The organism is Streptosporangium sp. NPDC050148, assembly GCF_055586505.1.
The window spans coordinates 220,536-236,800 of sequence record NZ_JBVJIA010000004.1 but is presented as its reverse complement, the minus strand read 5'-3'; the positions used below and the strand labels follow the sequence as shown (position 1 = coordinate 236,800).

Below are 16,265 nucleotides of genomic sequence, written 5' to 3'. Positions count from 1 at the left end.
TCCTTCCCTCCTTCCCCCCCTCCGCCCTTCCCTTTGGGGACCGGAGGGCACAAAAAAACGGCCCCGGGGGGACCGGGGCCCCGAGGGACCGCCCTGTCCGGGGGGCGGCCCGCCCCCCGGACGGCCGGTTCCGGACAGAACCGCCTCCCGGCCGACGGGCTCCGGACAGCAGAGGACACGAGCTGACATGGGACGACACAGGAGGAACAAGGGTGGAACAGGGAGGAAACAGGGGCAGCACTGCACTCAAGGGCCTGGGCAGCCACCGAAGCATGCGTATAAGATCACTAAAATGATGGTATGTCCGCTTGATGGGATGACCTCCGGTCACAGGAGCCCCGAGACGTTGGCGCCCGCGTATGCGCTCCGTTGAGATCACGGGCAAGAGGCTCCGGTTACGTGAGATCACCATCGACGACGTGGACGCCCTGCACGCGGTCTACGGCGACCCCACCGCGACCGAGCACCTGCCGTTCGACCCCCGTACCCGCGAGGAGGTCGAGGAGACGATCGTCGAGGCGATGAACGCCCGGACGGCCGAGCCCCGGCTCCTGTACGTGCTGGCGGTGACCGGCCTCGACGGCGACGACGCCTTCGGGGTCGCCCGCCTGCACATCGAGGCCGACCATCCGCACAGCGCGGAGCTCGGCCTCGGGCTGCGTCCCGACCACTGGGGGCGGGGCATCGGCACCGACCTGATCCGGCTGATCCTGACCTTCGGATTCCGCGACCTGCGCCTGCACCGCATCTGGGGCGCCCGCTCCCCCGCCAACACCGCCGCCCAGCTCGCGATGCTGGTCGCCGGGATGGTCGAGGAGGGCAGGATCAGGCACCACGTCCGGGCGCGCGGGACGTGGCGCGACTCCATCGTGCACTCGGCGCTGGAGGACGAGTGGGAGGGCCACCGCGACGTCTGACGCCCGGCGCCGCCCCCGGCACAATGTTGTGAGGGAAATCCTGGCGTTTCCGGTAACGGAAAGCGGCAAATGGCCCTAGAGTCCGCGCTTGTGAGCGAGAGTCCCATCCTCCCCGTACGAGGGCGTCCGGTCCGGCCCTCCGGAAGGCACCGCAGGCCCGTGCCCTCCCAGCTCCCGCCCGAGGCACCGGCACTGGTGCTGGCCACCCTCGGTGACGCCTCCGGCGCCGCCGCAGAGCTCGCGGCCCTCATCCGGGTGGACAACCCCCAGATCCAGGTACGCCTGGCCGGTCTCGACGAGGACGCCAAGCAGCTGGCCTCCGAGCTGGAGGCGGCGGCCAGGGAACGGCCCGAGGACGCCACCGCCGCCGTCGTGGTGCCGCTGCTGACCGGCCCGCACCCGGTCGCGGACCGGCTGATCTCCCAGGCCGTGGCCTCGAGCGGGGTCGCGGCGACGGTCACCGATCCGCTGGGCCCGCATCCGCTGCTCGCCGAGGCCCTGCACATCCGCCTGGCGGAGCGGGGCCTGGCGCGGGCCGACCGGATGCGGCTGATCAACGTCTCCAGCCCGGTCGACGGGGTCGTCCTCGCCACCGTCGGCGGCGAGAAGGCGGCGGTGGAGGCGCAGCCGACGGCCGTGCTGCTGGCCTCGCGCCTGACGCTGCCGGTCCTGGTCGCCTCGCTGGACAGCGCTCCCTCGGTGGCCGCAGCGGCAGAGCGGCTGCGCGGCATCGGCGCCGAGCGCATCGCGCTCTCCCCGTGCGTCCTGGGGCCGGAGGTGCCCGGCGGGCTGGTGGACTCGGCCGCGGCGGAGGCCGGGGCCGAGTGCGCCGGGGTCCTCGGCGCGCACGACCTGGTCGCCGACCTCGCCGCCCGCGCCTACGGGAGCATCCTGTCCGCCGACTGAGCGGGCAGGTGAGCTGTCCCCTCCGACGGGTAATGACCCTTTCAACCGTCAGAGGGGACAGACCATGCTGTTCGGAAAAGAGCATGTCGAGCGGTACCGCGCGACCGACGGTGCCGAAGGACACGACTGGCAGGGCACCACCGCCCTGATCCTCACCACCACGGGCCGCAGGTCCGGTGAACGCCGGGACACGCCGCTCATCTACCAGCGCTACGGCGACGACTACCTGGTGGTGGCGTCCAAGGGAGGCGCCGACGAGCCGCCGCTGTGGTACCTCAACCTGCAGGCCGACCCGGACGTCGAGGTCCAGGTGCTGGGCGACCGGTTCAGGGCCAGGGCGCGTACCGCCACCCCGCAGGAGAAGCAGGAGATGTGGCCGGTCATGACGGCCGCCTGGCCCGCCTACGACGACTACCAGAAGAAGACCGACCGGGACATCCCCGTTGTCGTGCTGGAGCGCGTCACGTCCTGAGCGGCACGATCGCGTCGGCCGGGTTCCGCCACCCGTGACAGGACCCGCGACGAGGCCTGTGACGAGACGCGCGACGGGGCTCGTGACAAAGCTCGTGACAGAGCTCGCGACAAGGCCCGTGACGAGACCCGCGACGCGGCCTGCGACAGGGCTCGTGACATGACTCGTGACAGGGCTCGTGACGGGCCGGAACCCCGGCCGGGGCCGGGAGCCGGACGGGGATCAAGGCCGGTACCGGGACCGGGGCCGCGATCAGGGCAGGCGCCGGGAACCGGACGGGATCAGGGCTCCAGCCAGACGTAGCCCGCGAACCTGCCGGTCGTGTTCTCCCTGCGGTGGGAGAACAGGTCGGCGGTCTCGATGGTGCACCGGGTGTCGTGGGTGATCTCCCCGACGCCCGCCCTGCCGAGCTGCGCGGTGATCGCGGCTCGCAGGTCCAGGGCCGGGGTGTCCTGGCGGGTGATCGACCACGCCTCCGGCAGCGTCACCGCGACCTCGTCGCGCAGCTCGGCCGGGACCTCGTAGCAGGTGCCGCAGGCCATCGGCCCGATCAGCGCGGTCATCCGCGCCGGGTCCGCGCCGCGCCCGGTCATCTCCTCGACCAGGGCGGTGACCACACCCGCCATGGTGCCGACCCGGCCCGAGTGCGCCGCCCCGACCAGGCCGGCCTCGGGCTCGGCGAGCAGCACGGGCGCGCAGTCCGCGCAGAGCGCGGCCAGGCCGAGGCCGGGCACCCCGGTGAGGATCCCGTCCAGCGGCGGCGGGTCGTCGCCGAACGGCTCCTCGACGTAGCGGACGTCGGCCCCGTGCACCTGCCGCATGAACACGACCCGCTCCAGGCCGAACTCGGCGGCCGTCCTGGCCCTGTTCACCGCGACCGCGTCGGGATCGTCCCCGCACATGCCCCCGAGGTTGCGGCTGTCGTAGGGCGCGGCGCTGACGCCGCCGTGCCGGTCGGTGATCCTCATCTGAAAGTTCACGGGCCGACCCTACTGGTCCCGGAACCCGGCTTCCCGGACGTTCGTTTCACAGGGACATCGATCCCCCGAGAGATTGCGAGTCTCATGGCACAGGTCGTGTACGACCGCAAGGAGCAGTACCAGCAGATCGAGAGCGGCCTGATGCCCGGCGAGCAGATCATCGCCGTCTACGACGCCATCGGCGCGGGCACCGGCTTCCTGGGGCTCACCGACAAGCGCGTGATCGTCCAGGACAAGTCGTTCGTCGGCAAGAAGGTCGCCATCACCAGCATCCCGTACGGGAAGGTCTCGGCGGTCAGCGTGGTGAGCAACAAGTCCTTCGCCGGCTCGTTCTTCTCCTCGGGCGCCATCGCCATCCACGTGGGCACCCACACCTACGAGGTGGAGTTCCGGGGCGACGACAAGGCCCACCACGTGCACAACGTGATCCTGCACTTCATCACCGGCTGACCGTCGCCGCCCGGAGCCCCCGTCCCGCGTCGGCCGGCGCACGGGTCCCCGCCCCGCACCGGCCGACGTCCGGGACGATCCTCCTCCGCGAGGGACGCGAGGGAGGCGTCAGCCGGCCTCGGCCGGGGCCCTCTCCCCGGCGACCCCGCGGTAGAGCTCCATGGTCCGTTCGGCGATGCGCTCCCAGGAGAAGTGCTCCACCGCGCGGATCCGCCCGGCCTCGCCCATCCGGGTGGCGAGGGCCGGATCGGCCAGCAACCGGTTGACCCGCTCGGCGATGGCGGCGGCGAACGCCTCGGGGTCGTGCGGGGTGCCGTCGGCGGCCTGGTCGATCGGGACGAGCAGGCCGGTGGAGCCGTCGGCCACGACCTCGGGGATGCCGCCGGTGGCGGTGGCCACGACCGCGGTCTCGCAGGCCATGGCCTCCAGGTTGACGATGCCCATCGGCTCGTAGACCGAGGGGCAGACGAACACGGTCGCGTGGGTGAGGATCTGGATCACCTCCGGCCGGGGGAGCATCTCCGAGATCCACACGACGCCCTCGCGGTCGAGCCCGCGGACCAGCGCGGTCACCTCGGCGGCGATCTCGGGCGTGTCGGGGGCGCCCGCGCAGAGCACGAGCTGGGCGTCGGGGTGGAAGTCGCGCGCCGCGTGCAGCAGGTGGACCAGGCCCTTCTGCCGGGTGATGCGGCCGACGAAGACCACGTACGGCATGCTCGGGTCGATGCCGTGCCGCTCCAGGACATCGGTGTCGCGGTCGGGGGCGTACTCCCCGGTGTCGATCCCGTTGTGGATCACCGTGACCTTCTCCGGCGCGATCTCGGGGTAGCTCGCCAGCACGTCGCGGCGCATGCCCTCGGAGACGGCGATGATCGCGTCGGCGGTGGCCAGCGCGCCGCGCTCGGCCCACGACGACAGCGTGTAACCGCCGCCGAGCTGCTCGGCCTTCCAGGGGCGCAGCGGCTCCAGGCTGTGCGTGGTCACCACGTGGGGCGTCCCGTAGAGCATCTTGGCCACGTGCCCGGCGAAGTTGGCGTACCAGGTGTGGCTGTGCACCAGGTCGGCGCCCTCGCACCCGGCGGCCATCTCCAGGTCGACGCCGAGGACCTGGAGCGCGGCGTTGGCCGTCTCCAGGCCACCGGGCACCCGGTAGGCCGAGACGCCCTCCTCCTGCCGGGAGGTCCCGAAGCAGCGGACCCGGGTGTCGGCGAGCCTGCGCAGCTCCCGGGCGAGGTATTCGACGTGAACGCCCGCCCCTCCGTACACGTCGGGGGGATATTCACGGGTCAGCAGATCCACTCGCATACGATCAGCCTAGTGTTTCATCCCTGGTCGTCAGGTTAAGGTCCATTCATGAGAGTCCTCGCGATCGTGCTCGCCGGTGGAGAAGGCAAGAGGCTCATGCCTCTGACGGCTGATCGAGCGAAGCCGGCGGTGCCTTTCGGGGGGATATACCGGCTGGTCGACTTCGTCCTGTCCAACCTGGCCAACGGTCACTACCTGCAGATCGTGGTACTGACCCAGTACAAGAACCACAGCCTGGACCGGCACATCTCCCGGACCTGGCGGCTGTCGGCGATGCTCGGCAACTACGTCACGCCGGTCCCCGCCCAGCAGCGCCTCGGGCCGCACTGGTTCTCCGGCTCCGCCGACGCGCTGTTCCAGAACCTGAACCTGATCTACGACGAGATGCCCGACCACGTCATCGTGTTCGGCGCCGACCACATCTACCGGATGGACCCCCGGCAGATGGTGCAGCAGCACATCGAGTCGGGCGCCGAGGTGACCGTGGCCGCCATCCGGCAGCCGATCTCCCTGGCCGACCAGTTCGGGGTGATCGAGACCGACCCGGCCGGACGCAAGATCACGGCCTTCCGCGAGAAGCCCAAGGACGCGGTGGGCCTGCCGGACGCGCCCGACCAGGTGTACGCCTCGATGGGCAACTACGTCTTCAGGACCCAGTCGATGATCGACGCGCTCCGCGAGGACGCGCTCGACCCGGCGAGCAAGCACGACCTGGGCGGCAACATCATCCCGATGATGGTGAAGTCCGGCAGCGCGGAGGTGTACGACTTCGCCGACAACGTCGTGCCCGGCTCCACCGAGCGCGACCGGGGCTACTGGCGGGACGTCGGGACGCTCGACGCCTACTACGAGGCCCACATGGACCTCATCTCGGCGCACCCGATCTTCAACCTGTACAACAGCCGCTGGCCCATCTACACCGGTCACGACCCGCTGCCCCCGGCCAAGTTCGTGCACAACGACGGCGACCGGGTGGGCCGGGCCGTGGACTCGCTGGTCTCGGCGGGCGCGATCGTGTCCGGCGGGCTCGCCCTGCGCTCGATCCTCTCCCCCGGCGTGGTGCTGCACTCCCACTCCCAGGTCGAGGACTCGGTGCTGATGGGCAACGTGAAGGTGGGCCGGGGCGCCATCGTCCGCAAGGCCATCATCGACAAGAACGTGGTCATCCCGGACGGCGCCCGGATCGGCTTCGACCTGGAGTACGACCGCAGCCGCTTCGCGGTGACCAGCGGGGGCATCGTGGTCATCGGCAAGAACGAGATCGTCGAGCGCTGACCGGTCCCGCCCCTGACCTCGCCCTCGGCCCGCCCGACCGGGTCCTTGCCCTGGGCCCGGTCCTTGTCCATGGCCCGGTCCTGGCCGGGTGCCGCCCCTGACGCGGTTCCCGCCTGACCGGGTTCTGGCCTGACCGGGGCCCGGCCCTGACCGGTCGCCGACGAGACGCGCAACCTCTACGAGGTCATGTCCGACTGACCGCCCCGCACAGGCCGGACGGAACAAGAAGCGTGGAACGAGACGGGACGGACGTGGAGGCCGCGAGCCCGCGGATCCGTACGGGATAGATTCTCCTGGTACGTTTCTCCGGTTTCGTGCCGCCCCCCACACCCCGTGAGTTCACATGTTCGGCATCATCCGCCCCTGCGGCGACCACTCCTGCCCGGCGCTGCACAGGGCCTGGACGGCCCACCTGTGCGGCCTGTGCCTGACCCTCCGCGACGGGCAGGGACACGCGGCCCGGCTGGCCACCAACTACGACGGGCTGATCATCTCGGTGCTGGCCGAGGCGCAGGACCCGGCGGGCTCCCCGTACCGGACCGCGGGGCCCTGCGCGCTGCGCGGGTTCCGTACGGCGGACGTGGTGGACGCCCGCGCCCGGGGAGCGCGGCTGGCCGCCACGGTCTCGCTGGTCCTGGCCGCGGGCAAGCTCCGCGACCACGTGGCCGACGGTGACGCGGCTCCGGGCACCGGTCCGGCGCGCCGGATGCTGGCGGCCCGCTGGGAGGCGGCCGGCGCCCGGATGGGGGCCGGGATCGGGTTCGACACGGCCCCGCTGACCGCGACGGCCGCCCTCCAGCTGGAGGTGGAAGGCGCCGCGGGCAGGTCCCTGCTGGAGCTGACCCGGCCCACCGAGGAGGCGGTCGCGGCCGCGTTCGCGCACACCGCCACGCTCGCCGGCAGGCCGGGCAACGCGACGGCGCTGGCCGAGGCGGGCCGGTTCTTCGGCCGGATCGCCCACCTGCTGGACGCGGTCGAGGACCGGCAGGAGGACGCGGCCCGCGGGGCGTTCAACCCGCTGGCGGCCACCGGCACCTCGACCCGGGAGGCGCGCCGGCTCTGCGAGGACGCCGCGCACGGTCTGAGGCTCGCGTTGCTGGAACTGGACCTGGAGCCCGCCGACCGGCACCTGGTGGACGCGCTGCTGGGCACCGAGGTGCGGCGCGCGGTGGAGCGGACCTTCCGGCACGTCTCCCCCGCCCCTGCCGGGACGGTGCCGGACGGTGGAGCCGGCCTTCCCGCGGACGCGGCCCGGCCAGCGGCGGGGAGCTCCTACCGGCGGCCGGGATTCGTCCGCAGGTCGGCCGCGGCCACGGGAAGCCTGCTGACCTGCGGGCTCTGGCGGCCCCGCTGGGACCCTGAGCGCCGGGCGCCCTGGTACGACCGCTGTTACCTGAACGGATGCGACGGCTGCAGCGGCTGCGACGGCTGCGGGGACTGCTGCAAGGGCTGCGGCAGGTGCGACGGGTGCTGCTGCGACTGCAGCGCCTAGGACTCGTCGTCCTGGGAACCGCGCGACGGGTCGCGCCGGTCACCGCCCCTGGCGAGGGACCCCGCCGGACGGGGGTCCGGCTCGGCCGCCATCATCCCGGTGAGCAGCCCGGGGACGCTCTCCGAGACGGGTGGGACGTCGACCCGGAAGCGGGGCATCGACTCGGGGTACCTGTCACGGATGAAGGTCACCATGTGCTCGCGGATGTCGCACTTGAGGTCCCAGGCGCTGGCGGAGTCGGAGGCGCTCATCAGGGCGCGCAGCTCCAGCAGCCCGTTGGGAAGGGTGTCGGTGACCTGGAGGGTCCAGTCCTTCTGGTCCCACAGCGGGTGCTCGCGCAGCGCGCGGTAGAGCTCGGTGCGCAGTTCCTCGACCGGCACCGACCAGTCGACCCGGATGAGCACGTGGCCGATCACCCGGCTGCTGTGCCGGGTCCAGTTCTCGAACGAGTTGGCCGTGAAGTACGAGACCGGGAGCACCAGCCGGCGCTCGTCCCACAGCCGCAGCACCACGTAGGTCAGGCTGAGCTCCTCGATGCGGCCCCACTCGTCCTGGACCACGACCACGTCGTCCAGCCGGAGCGCGTCGCTGAAGGCCAGCTGCAGACCGGCGAGCATGTTGCCCAGCGTCGACTGGGCGGCGATGCCCACCACGACGCCGGCGATTCCGGCCGAGGCCAGAAGACCGGCTCCCAGCGCCCGTACCTGCGGGAACGTGAAGAGCATCGCGCCCAGCGCCACCACGATGATCACCGCTGAGGCGACCCGGCGGACCAGGGTGATCTGGGTGCGGATGCGGCGGGCCTTGCGGTTGCGCTCGCCCTCGACGGTGATCAGGCGGTCCAGGACCACGTCGGTGATCGCGTAGGCGGCCTGGATGACCAGCCAGGTGGCGCATCCGATCAGGATCAGGCTCAGGCCGCGGTCGATCACCTGGCCCGCCGCGCCCTGCACCATGCTGGGCTCGTTGGAGCGGTCGGGCGTGTAGACGGTGTAGGCGGTCGCCACGGCGGCCGTGGCGAACCCCGGCCAGGTGCAGCGCCGCACCAGCGGGCCGGCGAGGATCCACCTCTCGCCGATCAGCCGCGAACGCAGGATCCTGCGCACCGCCTCCACCGCCACGACGGCGGCGGCCACGGAGACGATCAAAATCATCCAGTTGGACACGGACGACGTACCCCCTCGGCGTTTCTGTCCCTTATGTTTCCTTTCCGGGTTCTCCAGCTAATCAGAAGGACTCGTCAAAGGTGACATTCCCCTCGACTGCTACCTGATAGGCCGAAACCCGTCGCTCGAAGAAGTTGGCCAGTTCCTGCACGTCCTGAAGCTCCATGAACGCGAACGGGTTGGCCGTGCCGTACCGGACGGGCATGCCGAGCCTGACCAGCCGCTGGTCGGCCACGTACCGCAGGTAGAGCCGCATCTGCTCCACGCCCATCCCGAGCAGCCCGTCACCGCACAGGTCGGCCGCGAAGGCGAGCTCCGCCTCCACCGCCTCCTCGATCATCCGGGTGACCTGCTCGGTGAGCGCGTCGTCGAACAGCTCGGGCTCCTCGGCCCGTACGGTCTCCACCACGCCGAAGGCGAACTCCATGTGCATGGACTCGTCGCGGAACACCCAGTTCGTCCCGGTGGCCAGGCCGCCGAGCAGGCCGCGGGAGCGGAACCAGTACACGTAGGCGAACGCCCCGTAGAAGAACAGGCCCTCGATGCACGCCGCGAAGCAGATCAGGTTGAGCAGGAACGCCCGCCGGTCCTGCCGGGTCTCCAGCCGGGTCAGCCCGCCGAGCGAGTCGATCCAGCGGAAGCAGAACTCGGCCTTGTCCCGGATCGAGGGGATGTGCTCGACCGCGGAGAAGGCCTTGACCCGCTCGTCGTGGTCGGGCAGGTAGGTGTCCAGCAGGGTCAGGTAGAACTGGACGTGCACGGCCTCCTCGAACAGCTGCCTGCTCAGGTAGAGGCGCGCCTCCGGCGCGTTCAGGTGCTGGTAGAGGTTGAGGACCAGGTTGTTGGCCACGATCGAGTCGCCGGTGGCGAAGAACGCGACGAGCCGGTTGATCAGGTGGCGTTCCTCGGGGGTCATCCTCGCCAGGTCGGCCAGGTCGGAGGCGAGGTCCACCTCCTCGACGGTCCAGGTGTTGCGGATCGCCGCCCGGTAGCGCTCGTAGAACTCCGGGTAGCGCATCGGCCGCAGGGTCAGGTCCATGCCGGGGTCGAGCAACATCGGAAACGGTGCCTTTCGTGAGGTGGGGAGCGGCCGGGCGGTCTACTGGCAGGCGTCGCAGTACTCGGGGTTCTCCAGCGAGCAGGCGACGGCGCCGGAGTCGGTGACGGGGTCGGTGACGGGGTCGGTGACGGGGTCGGACCCGTCCCGCGGAACCTCCCGCGCACCGGCCCGCACGGCGTCCCGAGCGGCGTCCTGCGCGACGTCCCGAGCGGCGTCCTGCGCACCGGCCCGGCCGGGGGCCGCCACGGTGGCCTGGGCGATCCGGGTGGCCGGGCGCGAGCGCAGGTAGTAGGTGGTCTTCAGGCCCGACTTCCACGCGTAGGCGTACATCGAGGAGAGCTTGCCGATCGTGGGCGTGGCCATGAAGAGGTTCAGCGACTGCGACTGGTCGACGTACGGGGTGCGCGCGGCGGCCAGGTCGATCAGCGCCTTCTGCGGCAGCTCCCAGGCGGTCCGGTAGAGCGGCTTGAGATCGTCCGGGATCTCGGGGATGTCCTGGATCGAGCCGTCGGCCCGCTTGATCGCGTCGCGGATCGCCGGGGTCCACAGCCCCCTGGCCTGCAGGTCCCGGACCAGGTAGCGGTTGACCTGGAGGAACTCCCCCGACAGGGTCTCGCGCTTGAAGACGTTGGACACCTGCGGCTCGATGCACTCGTAGCAGCCGGCGATGGAGGCGATCGTGGCGGTGGGCGCGATCGCGACCATCAGCGAGTTGCGCAGCCCGGTCACGGCGATCCGCTCCTGCAGCGCGGTCCACCGCGCCGACGTGGCCGCGCCGTAGTGGTCGGGGTGCAGCACCCCGCCCGCGGCCCTGGTCTCCTCGTACGAGGGGTGGCGGCCCCGCTCGGCGGCCAGGTCGCAGGAGGTCGCGTAGGCGGCGAGCGCGATCTCCTCGGAGATCGTGGTGGACAGCTTCAGCGCCTCGGGCGAGTCGAACGGGAGCCGGAGCGTGAACAGCACGTCGGCCAGGCCCATCACGCCGAGCCCGATCGGCCGCCACCTGAGGTTGGCGTCGCGGGCCTCGGGGGTCGGGTAGAAGCCCAGGTCGATGGTGCGGTCCAGGAAGCGCACGGCGGTGCGGACGGTCGCGCGCAGCCGGTCCCAGTCGATCCCGGCGATCCGCGACGCCCCGTCGTCCCCCGGGACGGCGCCGCCTCCCGCGACCTCGCCGTTCCCCGAGGCCGCGCCGTCTCCCCGGGTCCCGCCGTTCGCGGGGGTGCCGCCGTTCGCGGGGGTCGTGACCAGGTGCGCGGCCAGGTTGATCGAGCCGAGGTTGCAGACCGCGGTCTCGGCGTCCCCGGTGACCTCCAGGATCTCCGTGCAGAGGTTGGACAGGTGGATGACGTTGTGCGGCCTGCCCGTCTGGTTGGAGGTCCGGTTGGCCGCGTCCTTGAAGGTCATCCAGCCGTTGCCGGTCTGGGCGAGCGTGCGCATCATCCGCCCGTACAGGGAGCGGGCCGGGATCTGCCGGACGAACCGGCCCTCGGCCTCGGCGGCCCGGTAGGCCTCGTCGAACGCCGTCCCGTACAGGTCGGTCAGGTGCGGGACCTCCTTGGGGTCGAACAGCGACCAGGTGCCGTCGGCCTCGACCCTGCGCATGAACTCGTCGGGGATCCAGTTGGCCAGGTTCAGGTTGTGCGTGCGCCGGGCCTCCTCGCCGGTGTTGTCGCGCAGTTCGAGGAACTCCTCGACGTCGGCGTGCCAGGATTCCAGGTAGACGCAGGCCGCGCCCTTGCGCCGGCCGCCCTGGTTCACCGCGGCGACGCTGGAGTCCAGCGTGCGCAGCCAGGGCACGATGCCGTTGGAGTGGCCGTTGGTGCCGCGGATCAGCGAGCCGCGCGAGCGGATCCGCGTCCAGGCGATACCGATCCCCCCGGCGTACTTCGACAGCCGGGCGACCTGCCCGTAGCGCTCGTAGATGGACTCCAGCTCGTCGCGGGGCGAGTCGAGCAGGAAGCACGAGGACAGCTGGGGGCGGCGCGAGCCGGAGTTGAACAGCGTCGGCGAGCTGGGCAGGTACGACAGCGAGGCCATCAGCGCGTACAGCTCGGCGGCCTCCTCGACGGTCTCGGACAGGCCGCAGGCCACCCGCAGGAAGAAGTGCTGCGGGCGCTCCAGCACCGTACGGGTGCTCGGGTGGCGCAGCAGGTAGCGGTCGTAGACGGTGCGCAGCCCGAAGTACTCGAACCCGGCGTCGGCGTCCGGCACGACCAGCGCGTCCAGGGCCTCGGCGTGCGCGGCCACGAACTCCGCGAGCCGGTCCTGCACCAGCCCGGCCCGGTGGGTGGCGGCGACGGAGTCGGAGAAGCTCCGCACGCCGTGCTCGGCGGCCTCGTCGGCGATCAGCTCGGCCAGCATGGCGGCGGCGATCCTGGAGTTCTCCGGGTCGGTGATCACCCGGGCGGCGGCCTCGTCGATGGCCAGCCTGCGGCCGTCGTTCCCGCCGTCCCCCGTCCGGGCGTCGTTCCGCGTCACCGGCCCGCCGGTGCCACCGGGCCCGCGCTCCCCGCCGTCCCCCGTCGGAGTGTCGATCTCCGTCACGGTCTGCGCCACGGTCTCTGTCACGTACTGCCCCTCGCTCGCTCGGACTCTCCCCCTGCGGTCTCGCCGGGGGCACGCGTCCACGAGCGATTCCGGGCACGCCGGACCGCCTCGTTCCGCGGGCCCTCCCACGAGGCCCTGGACAACCACGTCACCGGCAGGTCTTCGGACTCACGGGCGCACCGCACACGCCTACCGGCCGTCGCTTCCCGGGCATGGCGCACCCAGTGCTCAATGACGGCTTTCGTTCCCGCTCACCGCTGCGGGGCAGTCCCGGAATCTCACCGGGTTCCCTCTTGCCTCACCCTTCACGGGTGAACCAGCGACGATCAGGATCCTACATCTAGGGCCGTCTGACGCAACCACCCCAACAGGTTGTGTCCGAGGACGTCGCGAGCCCGAGTTCGTGAAGCACGCCCCGGGTCCGGCCGGTCTCGGTGGACAGCCACCGGCGGAAGTCGTCGCCGCCGAGGAAGACCCGGCTCCACCCGTTCGCCGCGCACAGGGCACGCCAGTGCGGCGTGGCGTCGAGCCGCTCGCACAGGGCGATCGCCGCGTCCCTGTCCGCCGGGCTCATGTCGCCGGGCCCCACCAGCCCGCACCAGTCGCTGTACTCCAGCCGGACGTCGAGCTCCATCAGCGTCGGCGCGTCGATCCCCTCGATCCGGCCGCCCGAGGAGACCGCCAGGGGACGCAGCCGGCCCGCGGAGATCCCCGGCAGCAGGGCACGGGCCGATCCCAGCAGGGCCGCCACCCGGCCGACCTTGAGCGCCTCGACCGCGTCCTGGGCGGCCAGGTACCCGGCGTACTCCAGCAGCCGGGTGTCCACGCCGAGGCACTTGCCGATCATGCCGTAGAGCACGTGGTCGGAGCCTCCCTCCAGCCTGCCGCCGATCGTCAGCCCGGCCGGGTCGCGGCGCAGCGCCGCGGCGAGGTCCTCGAAGGCGCGCAGCCGGGAACCCGCCGGGACGACCAGGGCCGCCCAGTCGCCGGCCAGCCGGGCGAGGGGGGTGGTGGCCCGCACCACCGCGGTGGTGTTGGCGATCTCCGCGGCGGCGAGCATCGGCATCGCGGCGACGAGCACCCTGCCCTCGCGCGCGAAGGAGACGCCCCGGGTCCCCGCAACCCCGGCGAGCCCCGGGACGCCGGAGGTGCCGGGGACGACGAAGGCGTCGCGCGAGACGGAGCCCAGGGGTCCGGGCCGGTCGGCGGCCATGACGGTGCGCACCAGCCCCGACCTGACCATGACGGAGGCCAGCCTGCGCGCGATCCCGTCCCACCCGTGACCGTCGGCGGCGGGTTCGAGGAGGAACAGCCGGTCCACCAGCGGGCCCGCGGGCTCGTCCTCCGCCCCGCAGCCCGCGAGCAGCGCGGTCCCCGCCGCCAGCGCGAAGAACCCCCTACGGCGCATAAGCGCCCCTTCCCCCAAGAGCCCCTTATACCCTAGGTTACCTCCATGTCACTTTCTGTCATAGTGCGAGGGGTATGGCCTTGGAGTAGCGGTCCTCACTCCACCGTGACGCTCTTGGCGAGGTTGCGAGGCTTGTCGACGTCCCGCTCCAGCGCCACGGCCGCGTGGTAGGCGAAGAGCTGCAGCGGGATCGAGAGCAGGATCGGGTCCAGCTCGGTCTCGTTCTTGGGCACCACGACGCAGTCGTCGGCCAGCTTGGGGTCGGCGGTGCGGTGGCCGACCATGAGCACCCGCCCGCCCCGGGCGCGGATCTCGCCCAGCGTGGTGAGGTTCTTGTCCAGCAGCTCGTCGTCGGGGACGATCGCCACCGTGGGCATCTCCGGCCCGATCAGCGCCAGCGGGCCGTGCTTGAGCTCGCTGGCCGGGTACGCCTCGGCGTGCACGTAGGAGATCTCCTTGAGCTTCTGCGCGCCCTCCCGGGCCACCGGGTAGCCGCGGACCCGGCCCACGAACATCATGCTCGGCGCCCCGGCGTACTTGCGCGCCAGCTCCCTGATGACCGGCTCCAGCACCAGGATCTCCTTGATCTGCTCCGGCAGCCTGCGCAGGCCGTCGCAGATCCGCCGGCCGTCGGCCGGTGACAGGTCCCGGACCCGGCCCAGGTGCAGCGCGAGCAGCGCGAAGGCCACGGCCGTCGAGGTGAACGCCTTGGTGCTCGCCACCGAGACCTCGGGCCCGGCGTGCAGGTAGACGCCGCCGTCGCACTCGCGGGCGATCGCGCTGCCCACGGTGTTGACGATGCCGAGCACCCGGCCGCCCTTGCGCTTGAGCTCCTGCACGGCGGCGAGGGTGTCGTAGGTCTCCCCCGACTGGCTGATCGCCACGTACAGCGTGTCGGCCTCCACCACCGGGCTGCGGTAGCGGAACTCGCTGGCCGGTTCGGCGTCGGCGGGGATGCGCGCCAGCTCCTCGATGAGCTGCGCGCCGATCTGGCCCGAGTAGTACGCGGAACCGCAGCCGATGATCTTCACCCGGCGGAACGAGCGGGTCTCGCGCGCATCCATGTTCAGGCCGCCCAGGTGCGCGACGTGGAAGCGGTCGTCCAGGCGCCCCCGCAGGGTCCTGGCCACGGTGTCGGGCTGCTCGGAGATCTCCTTGAGCAGGTAGTGCTCGTAGCCGCCGGTGTCGTAGTGCCCGGCCTCCCAGTCGACGGTCAGCGGCTCCTTGGCCGTCTCCCGCGCGTCGCTGGCGAAGGTGGTGAACCCGTCGGCCTTGAGCACCGCGATCTCGCCGTCCTCCAGGTGGACCACCTGGCGGGTGTAGCGGACCAGCGCGGCGACGTCGGAGGCGGCGAACATCTCCTTCTCGCCGATGCCCAGCACGATCGGGCTGCCGTTGCGCGCCACGACCACCTCACCGGGCCGCTCGGCGTCGAGCACCGCGATGCCGTACGTGCCGACGACCCGCTTGAGCGCGGCGCGGACGGCCTCCTCCAGCGAGTCGGCCTCCTTGACGGTCCGGGCGATCAGGTGTGACAGCACCTCGGTGTCGGTCTCCGAGAGGAAGACCACGCCCTCGGACTCCAGCTTGGCGCGCAGCTCGTCGGCGTTCTCGATGATGCCGTTGTGCACGACGGCGATGCGCTCGTCCGCCGACAGGTGCGGGTGGGCGTTGACGTCGCTGGGCGCGCCGTGGGTGGCCCACCGGGTGTGGCCGATGCCCAGGCCGCCCTTGAAACGCGCGGGCATGGCCGCCGCGAGGTCGGCCACCCGGCCCTTGACCTTGCGCATCTTGAGGCCCTTGTTGGAGACCACCACCCCGGCGGAGTCGTAGCCCCGGTACTCAAGACGCTGCAGGCCCTCCAGCAGGATGGGTGCCGCGTCCTTGGGCCCCACATAGGCCACGATTCCGCACATACGAGCGCTCCTTCTATCCGTGGACGATCCGGCGCGACTGCTATCCGTAGACGATCCTGCGTAACTGGCGCAGGGAGAGCTCGGGCGCCGCGACGCGGCGGACCGCCAGTTCGGCGGCCACCCTGGGGAAGATCTCGTCGTTGACCATCCCCCTGGCCTTGAGCTCGGCGTGCCGGCGCCGGACGAACTCCTCGACGGGCTCGGAGAAGTAGGCCAGGACGTCCGCCACGACCCGCGCGGCCTCGCCCGGCCCGAGCCCGCTCGTCCGGGTCAGATGGGTGATCAGATCCTCGTGCTGATGCCGCGCCATGGACACAGAGCAGGACCCTACGCATCCGGAGAAGAGAACAACAAGTTTTCTGCCCGATTTCGGG

The 16,265-nt window shown here is 71.5% G+C and carries 14 protein-coding genes and 1 riboswitch; of the genes, 6 read left to right on the top strand and 8 right to left on the bottom strand.

The genetic code is table 11. The features are described 5' to 3' along the window. Positions 1 to 359 precede the first annotated feature (359 nt). From ACZ6RT_RS06005 to ACZ6RT_RS05995, 3 genes are all read left to right on the top strand, one after another. The gene (locus ACZ6RT_RS06005; RefSeq protein ID WP_399194198.1) at positions 360 to 917 is read left to right on the top strand and encodes a GNAT family N-acetyltransferase; all 558 of its coding nucleotides are present in this window, start codon (positions 360 to 362) and stop codon (positions 915 to 917) included. 90 nt (positions 918 to 1,007) lie between these two features. Continuing rightward, positions 1,008 to 1,823, top strand: coding sequence for a sirohydrochlorin chelatase (locus ACZ6RT_RS06000; RefSeq protein WP_470152403.1), 816 nt, complete (start codon positions 1,008 to 1,010; stop codon positions 1,821 to 1,823). A gap of 64 nt (positions 1,824 to 1,887) precedes the next feature. Beyond that, positions 1,888 to 2,295, top strand: a complete 408-nt coding sequence (locus tag ACZ6RT_RS05995; protein ID WP_399194202.1) for a nitroreductase family deazaflavin-dependent oxidoreductase — start codon at positions 1,888 to 1,890, stop codon at positions 2,293 to 2,295. Between the two features lie 281 nt (positions 2,296 to 2,576). Here ACZ6RT_RS05995 and pgeF read toward each other — a convergent pair whose 3' ends face one another. Further along, positions 2,577 to 3,263, bottom strand: coding sequence for a peptidoglycan editing factor PgeF (gene pgeF, locus ACZ6RT_RS05990; protein WP_399194337.1), 687 nt, complete (start codon positions 3,261 to 3,263; stop codon positions 2,577 to 2,579). A gap of 96 nt (positions 3,264 to 3,359) precedes the next feature. On the opposite strand from pgeF, the gene ACZ6RT_RS05985 reads away from it, so the two are divergent. Next, positions 3,360 to 3,725 (top strand): PH domain-containing protein, encoded by a 366-nt coding sequence (locus tag ACZ6RT_RS05985; RefSeq protein ID WP_344900239.1) that lies wholly within the window; start codon positions 3,360 to 3,362, stop codon positions 3,723 to 3,725. Positions 3,726 to 3,833: 108 nt separating this feature from the next. Here ACZ6RT_RS05985 and glgA read toward each other — a convergent pair whose 3' ends face one another. Continuing rightward, positions 3,834 to 5,030: a glycogen synthase gene (gene glgA / locus ACZ6RT_RS05980; protein WP_470152402.1), complete on the bottom strand. Its 1,197-nt coding sequence runs from the start codon at positions 5,028 to 5,030 to the stop codon at positions 3,834 to 3,836. A 48-nt stretch (positions 5,031 to 5,078) separates the two neighbouring features. On the opposite strand from glgA, the gene glgC reads away from it, so the two are divergent. Both glgC and ACZ6RT_RS05970 read left to right on the top strand, forming a co-directional pair. Beyond that, positions 5,079 to 6,305, top strand: a complete 1,227-nt coding sequence (gene glgC / locus ACZ6RT_RS05975; RefSeq protein WP_399194207.1) for a glucose-1-phosphate adenylyltransferase — start codon at positions 5,079 to 5,081, stop codon at positions 6,303 to 6,305. A 343-nt stretch (positions 6,306 to 6,648) separates the two neighbouring features. Beyond that, positions 6,649 to 7,797, top strand: a complete 1,149-nt coding sequence (locus ACZ6RT_RS05970; protein ID WP_470152401.1) for a DUF5685 family protein — start codon at positions 6,649 to 6,651, stop codon at positions 7,795 to 7,797. On the opposite strand, the gene ACZ6RT_RS05965 is transcribed toward ACZ6RT_RS05970, so the two are convergent. From ACZ6RT_RS05965 to ACZ6RT_RS05940, 6 genes are all read right to left on the bottom strand, one after another. Beyond that, positions 7,794 to 8,963: a mechanosensitive ion channel family protein gene (locus tag ACZ6RT_RS05965; protein WP_399194211.1), complete on the bottom strand. Its 1,170-nt coding sequence runs from the start codon at positions 8,961 to 8,963 to the stop codon at positions 7,794 to 7,796. The two genes, ACZ6RT_RS05970 and ACZ6RT_RS05965, sit on opposite strands and share 4 nt — an antisense overlap. A gap of 61 nt (positions 8,964 to 9,024) precedes the next feature. Beyond that, a complete protein-coding gene (locus ACZ6RT_RS05960; RefSeq protein WP_399194213.1) occupies positions 9,025 to 10,020 on the bottom strand; it encodes a ribonucleotide-diphosphate reductase subunit beta in 996 nt (331 codons plus the stop codon). A 42-nt stretch (positions 10,021 to 10,062) separates the two neighbouring features. After that, positions 10,063 to 12,498 carry a ribonucleoside-diphosphate reductase subunit alpha gene (locus ACZ6RT_RS05955; RefSeq protein WP_470152455.1) on the bottom strand — a complete coding sequence of 812 codons (2,436 nt, stop codon included), beginning with the start codon at positions 12,496 to 12,498 and terminating at the stop codon, positions 10,063 to 10,065. Positions 12,499 to 12,703: 205 nt separating this feature from the next. Beyond that, positions 12,704 to 12,903, bottom strand: a riboswitch (cobalamin riboswitch). Positions 12,904 to 12,907: 4 nt separating this feature from the next. Continuing rightward, on the bottom strand, positions 12,908 to 13,975 hold the full coding sequence (locus ACZ6RT_RS05950) for a tripartite tricarboxylate transporter substrate-binding protein (RefSeq protein ID WP_399194215.1): 1,068 nt from the start codon (positions 13,973 to 13,975) through the stop codon (positions 12,908 to 12,910). Positions 13,976 to 14,070: 95 nt separating this feature from the next. Beyond that, positions 14,071 to 15,891 carry a glutamine--fructose-6-phosphate transaminase (isomerizing) gene (glmS, locus tag ACZ6RT_RS05945; protein WP_399194217.1) on the bottom strand — a complete coding sequence of 607 codons (1,821 nt, stop codon included), beginning with the start codon at positions 15,889 to 15,891 and terminating at the stop codon, positions 14,071 to 14,073. A gap of 40 nt (positions 15,892 to 15,931) precedes the next feature. Beyond that, complete coding sequence (locus ACZ6RT_RS05940; RefSeq protein ID WP_344900255.1) at positions 15,932 to 16,201, bottom strand: hypothetical protein; 270 nt, start codon at positions 16,199 to 16,201, stop codon at positions 15,932 to 15,934. Positions 16,202 to 16,265 lie beyond the last annotated feature (64 nt).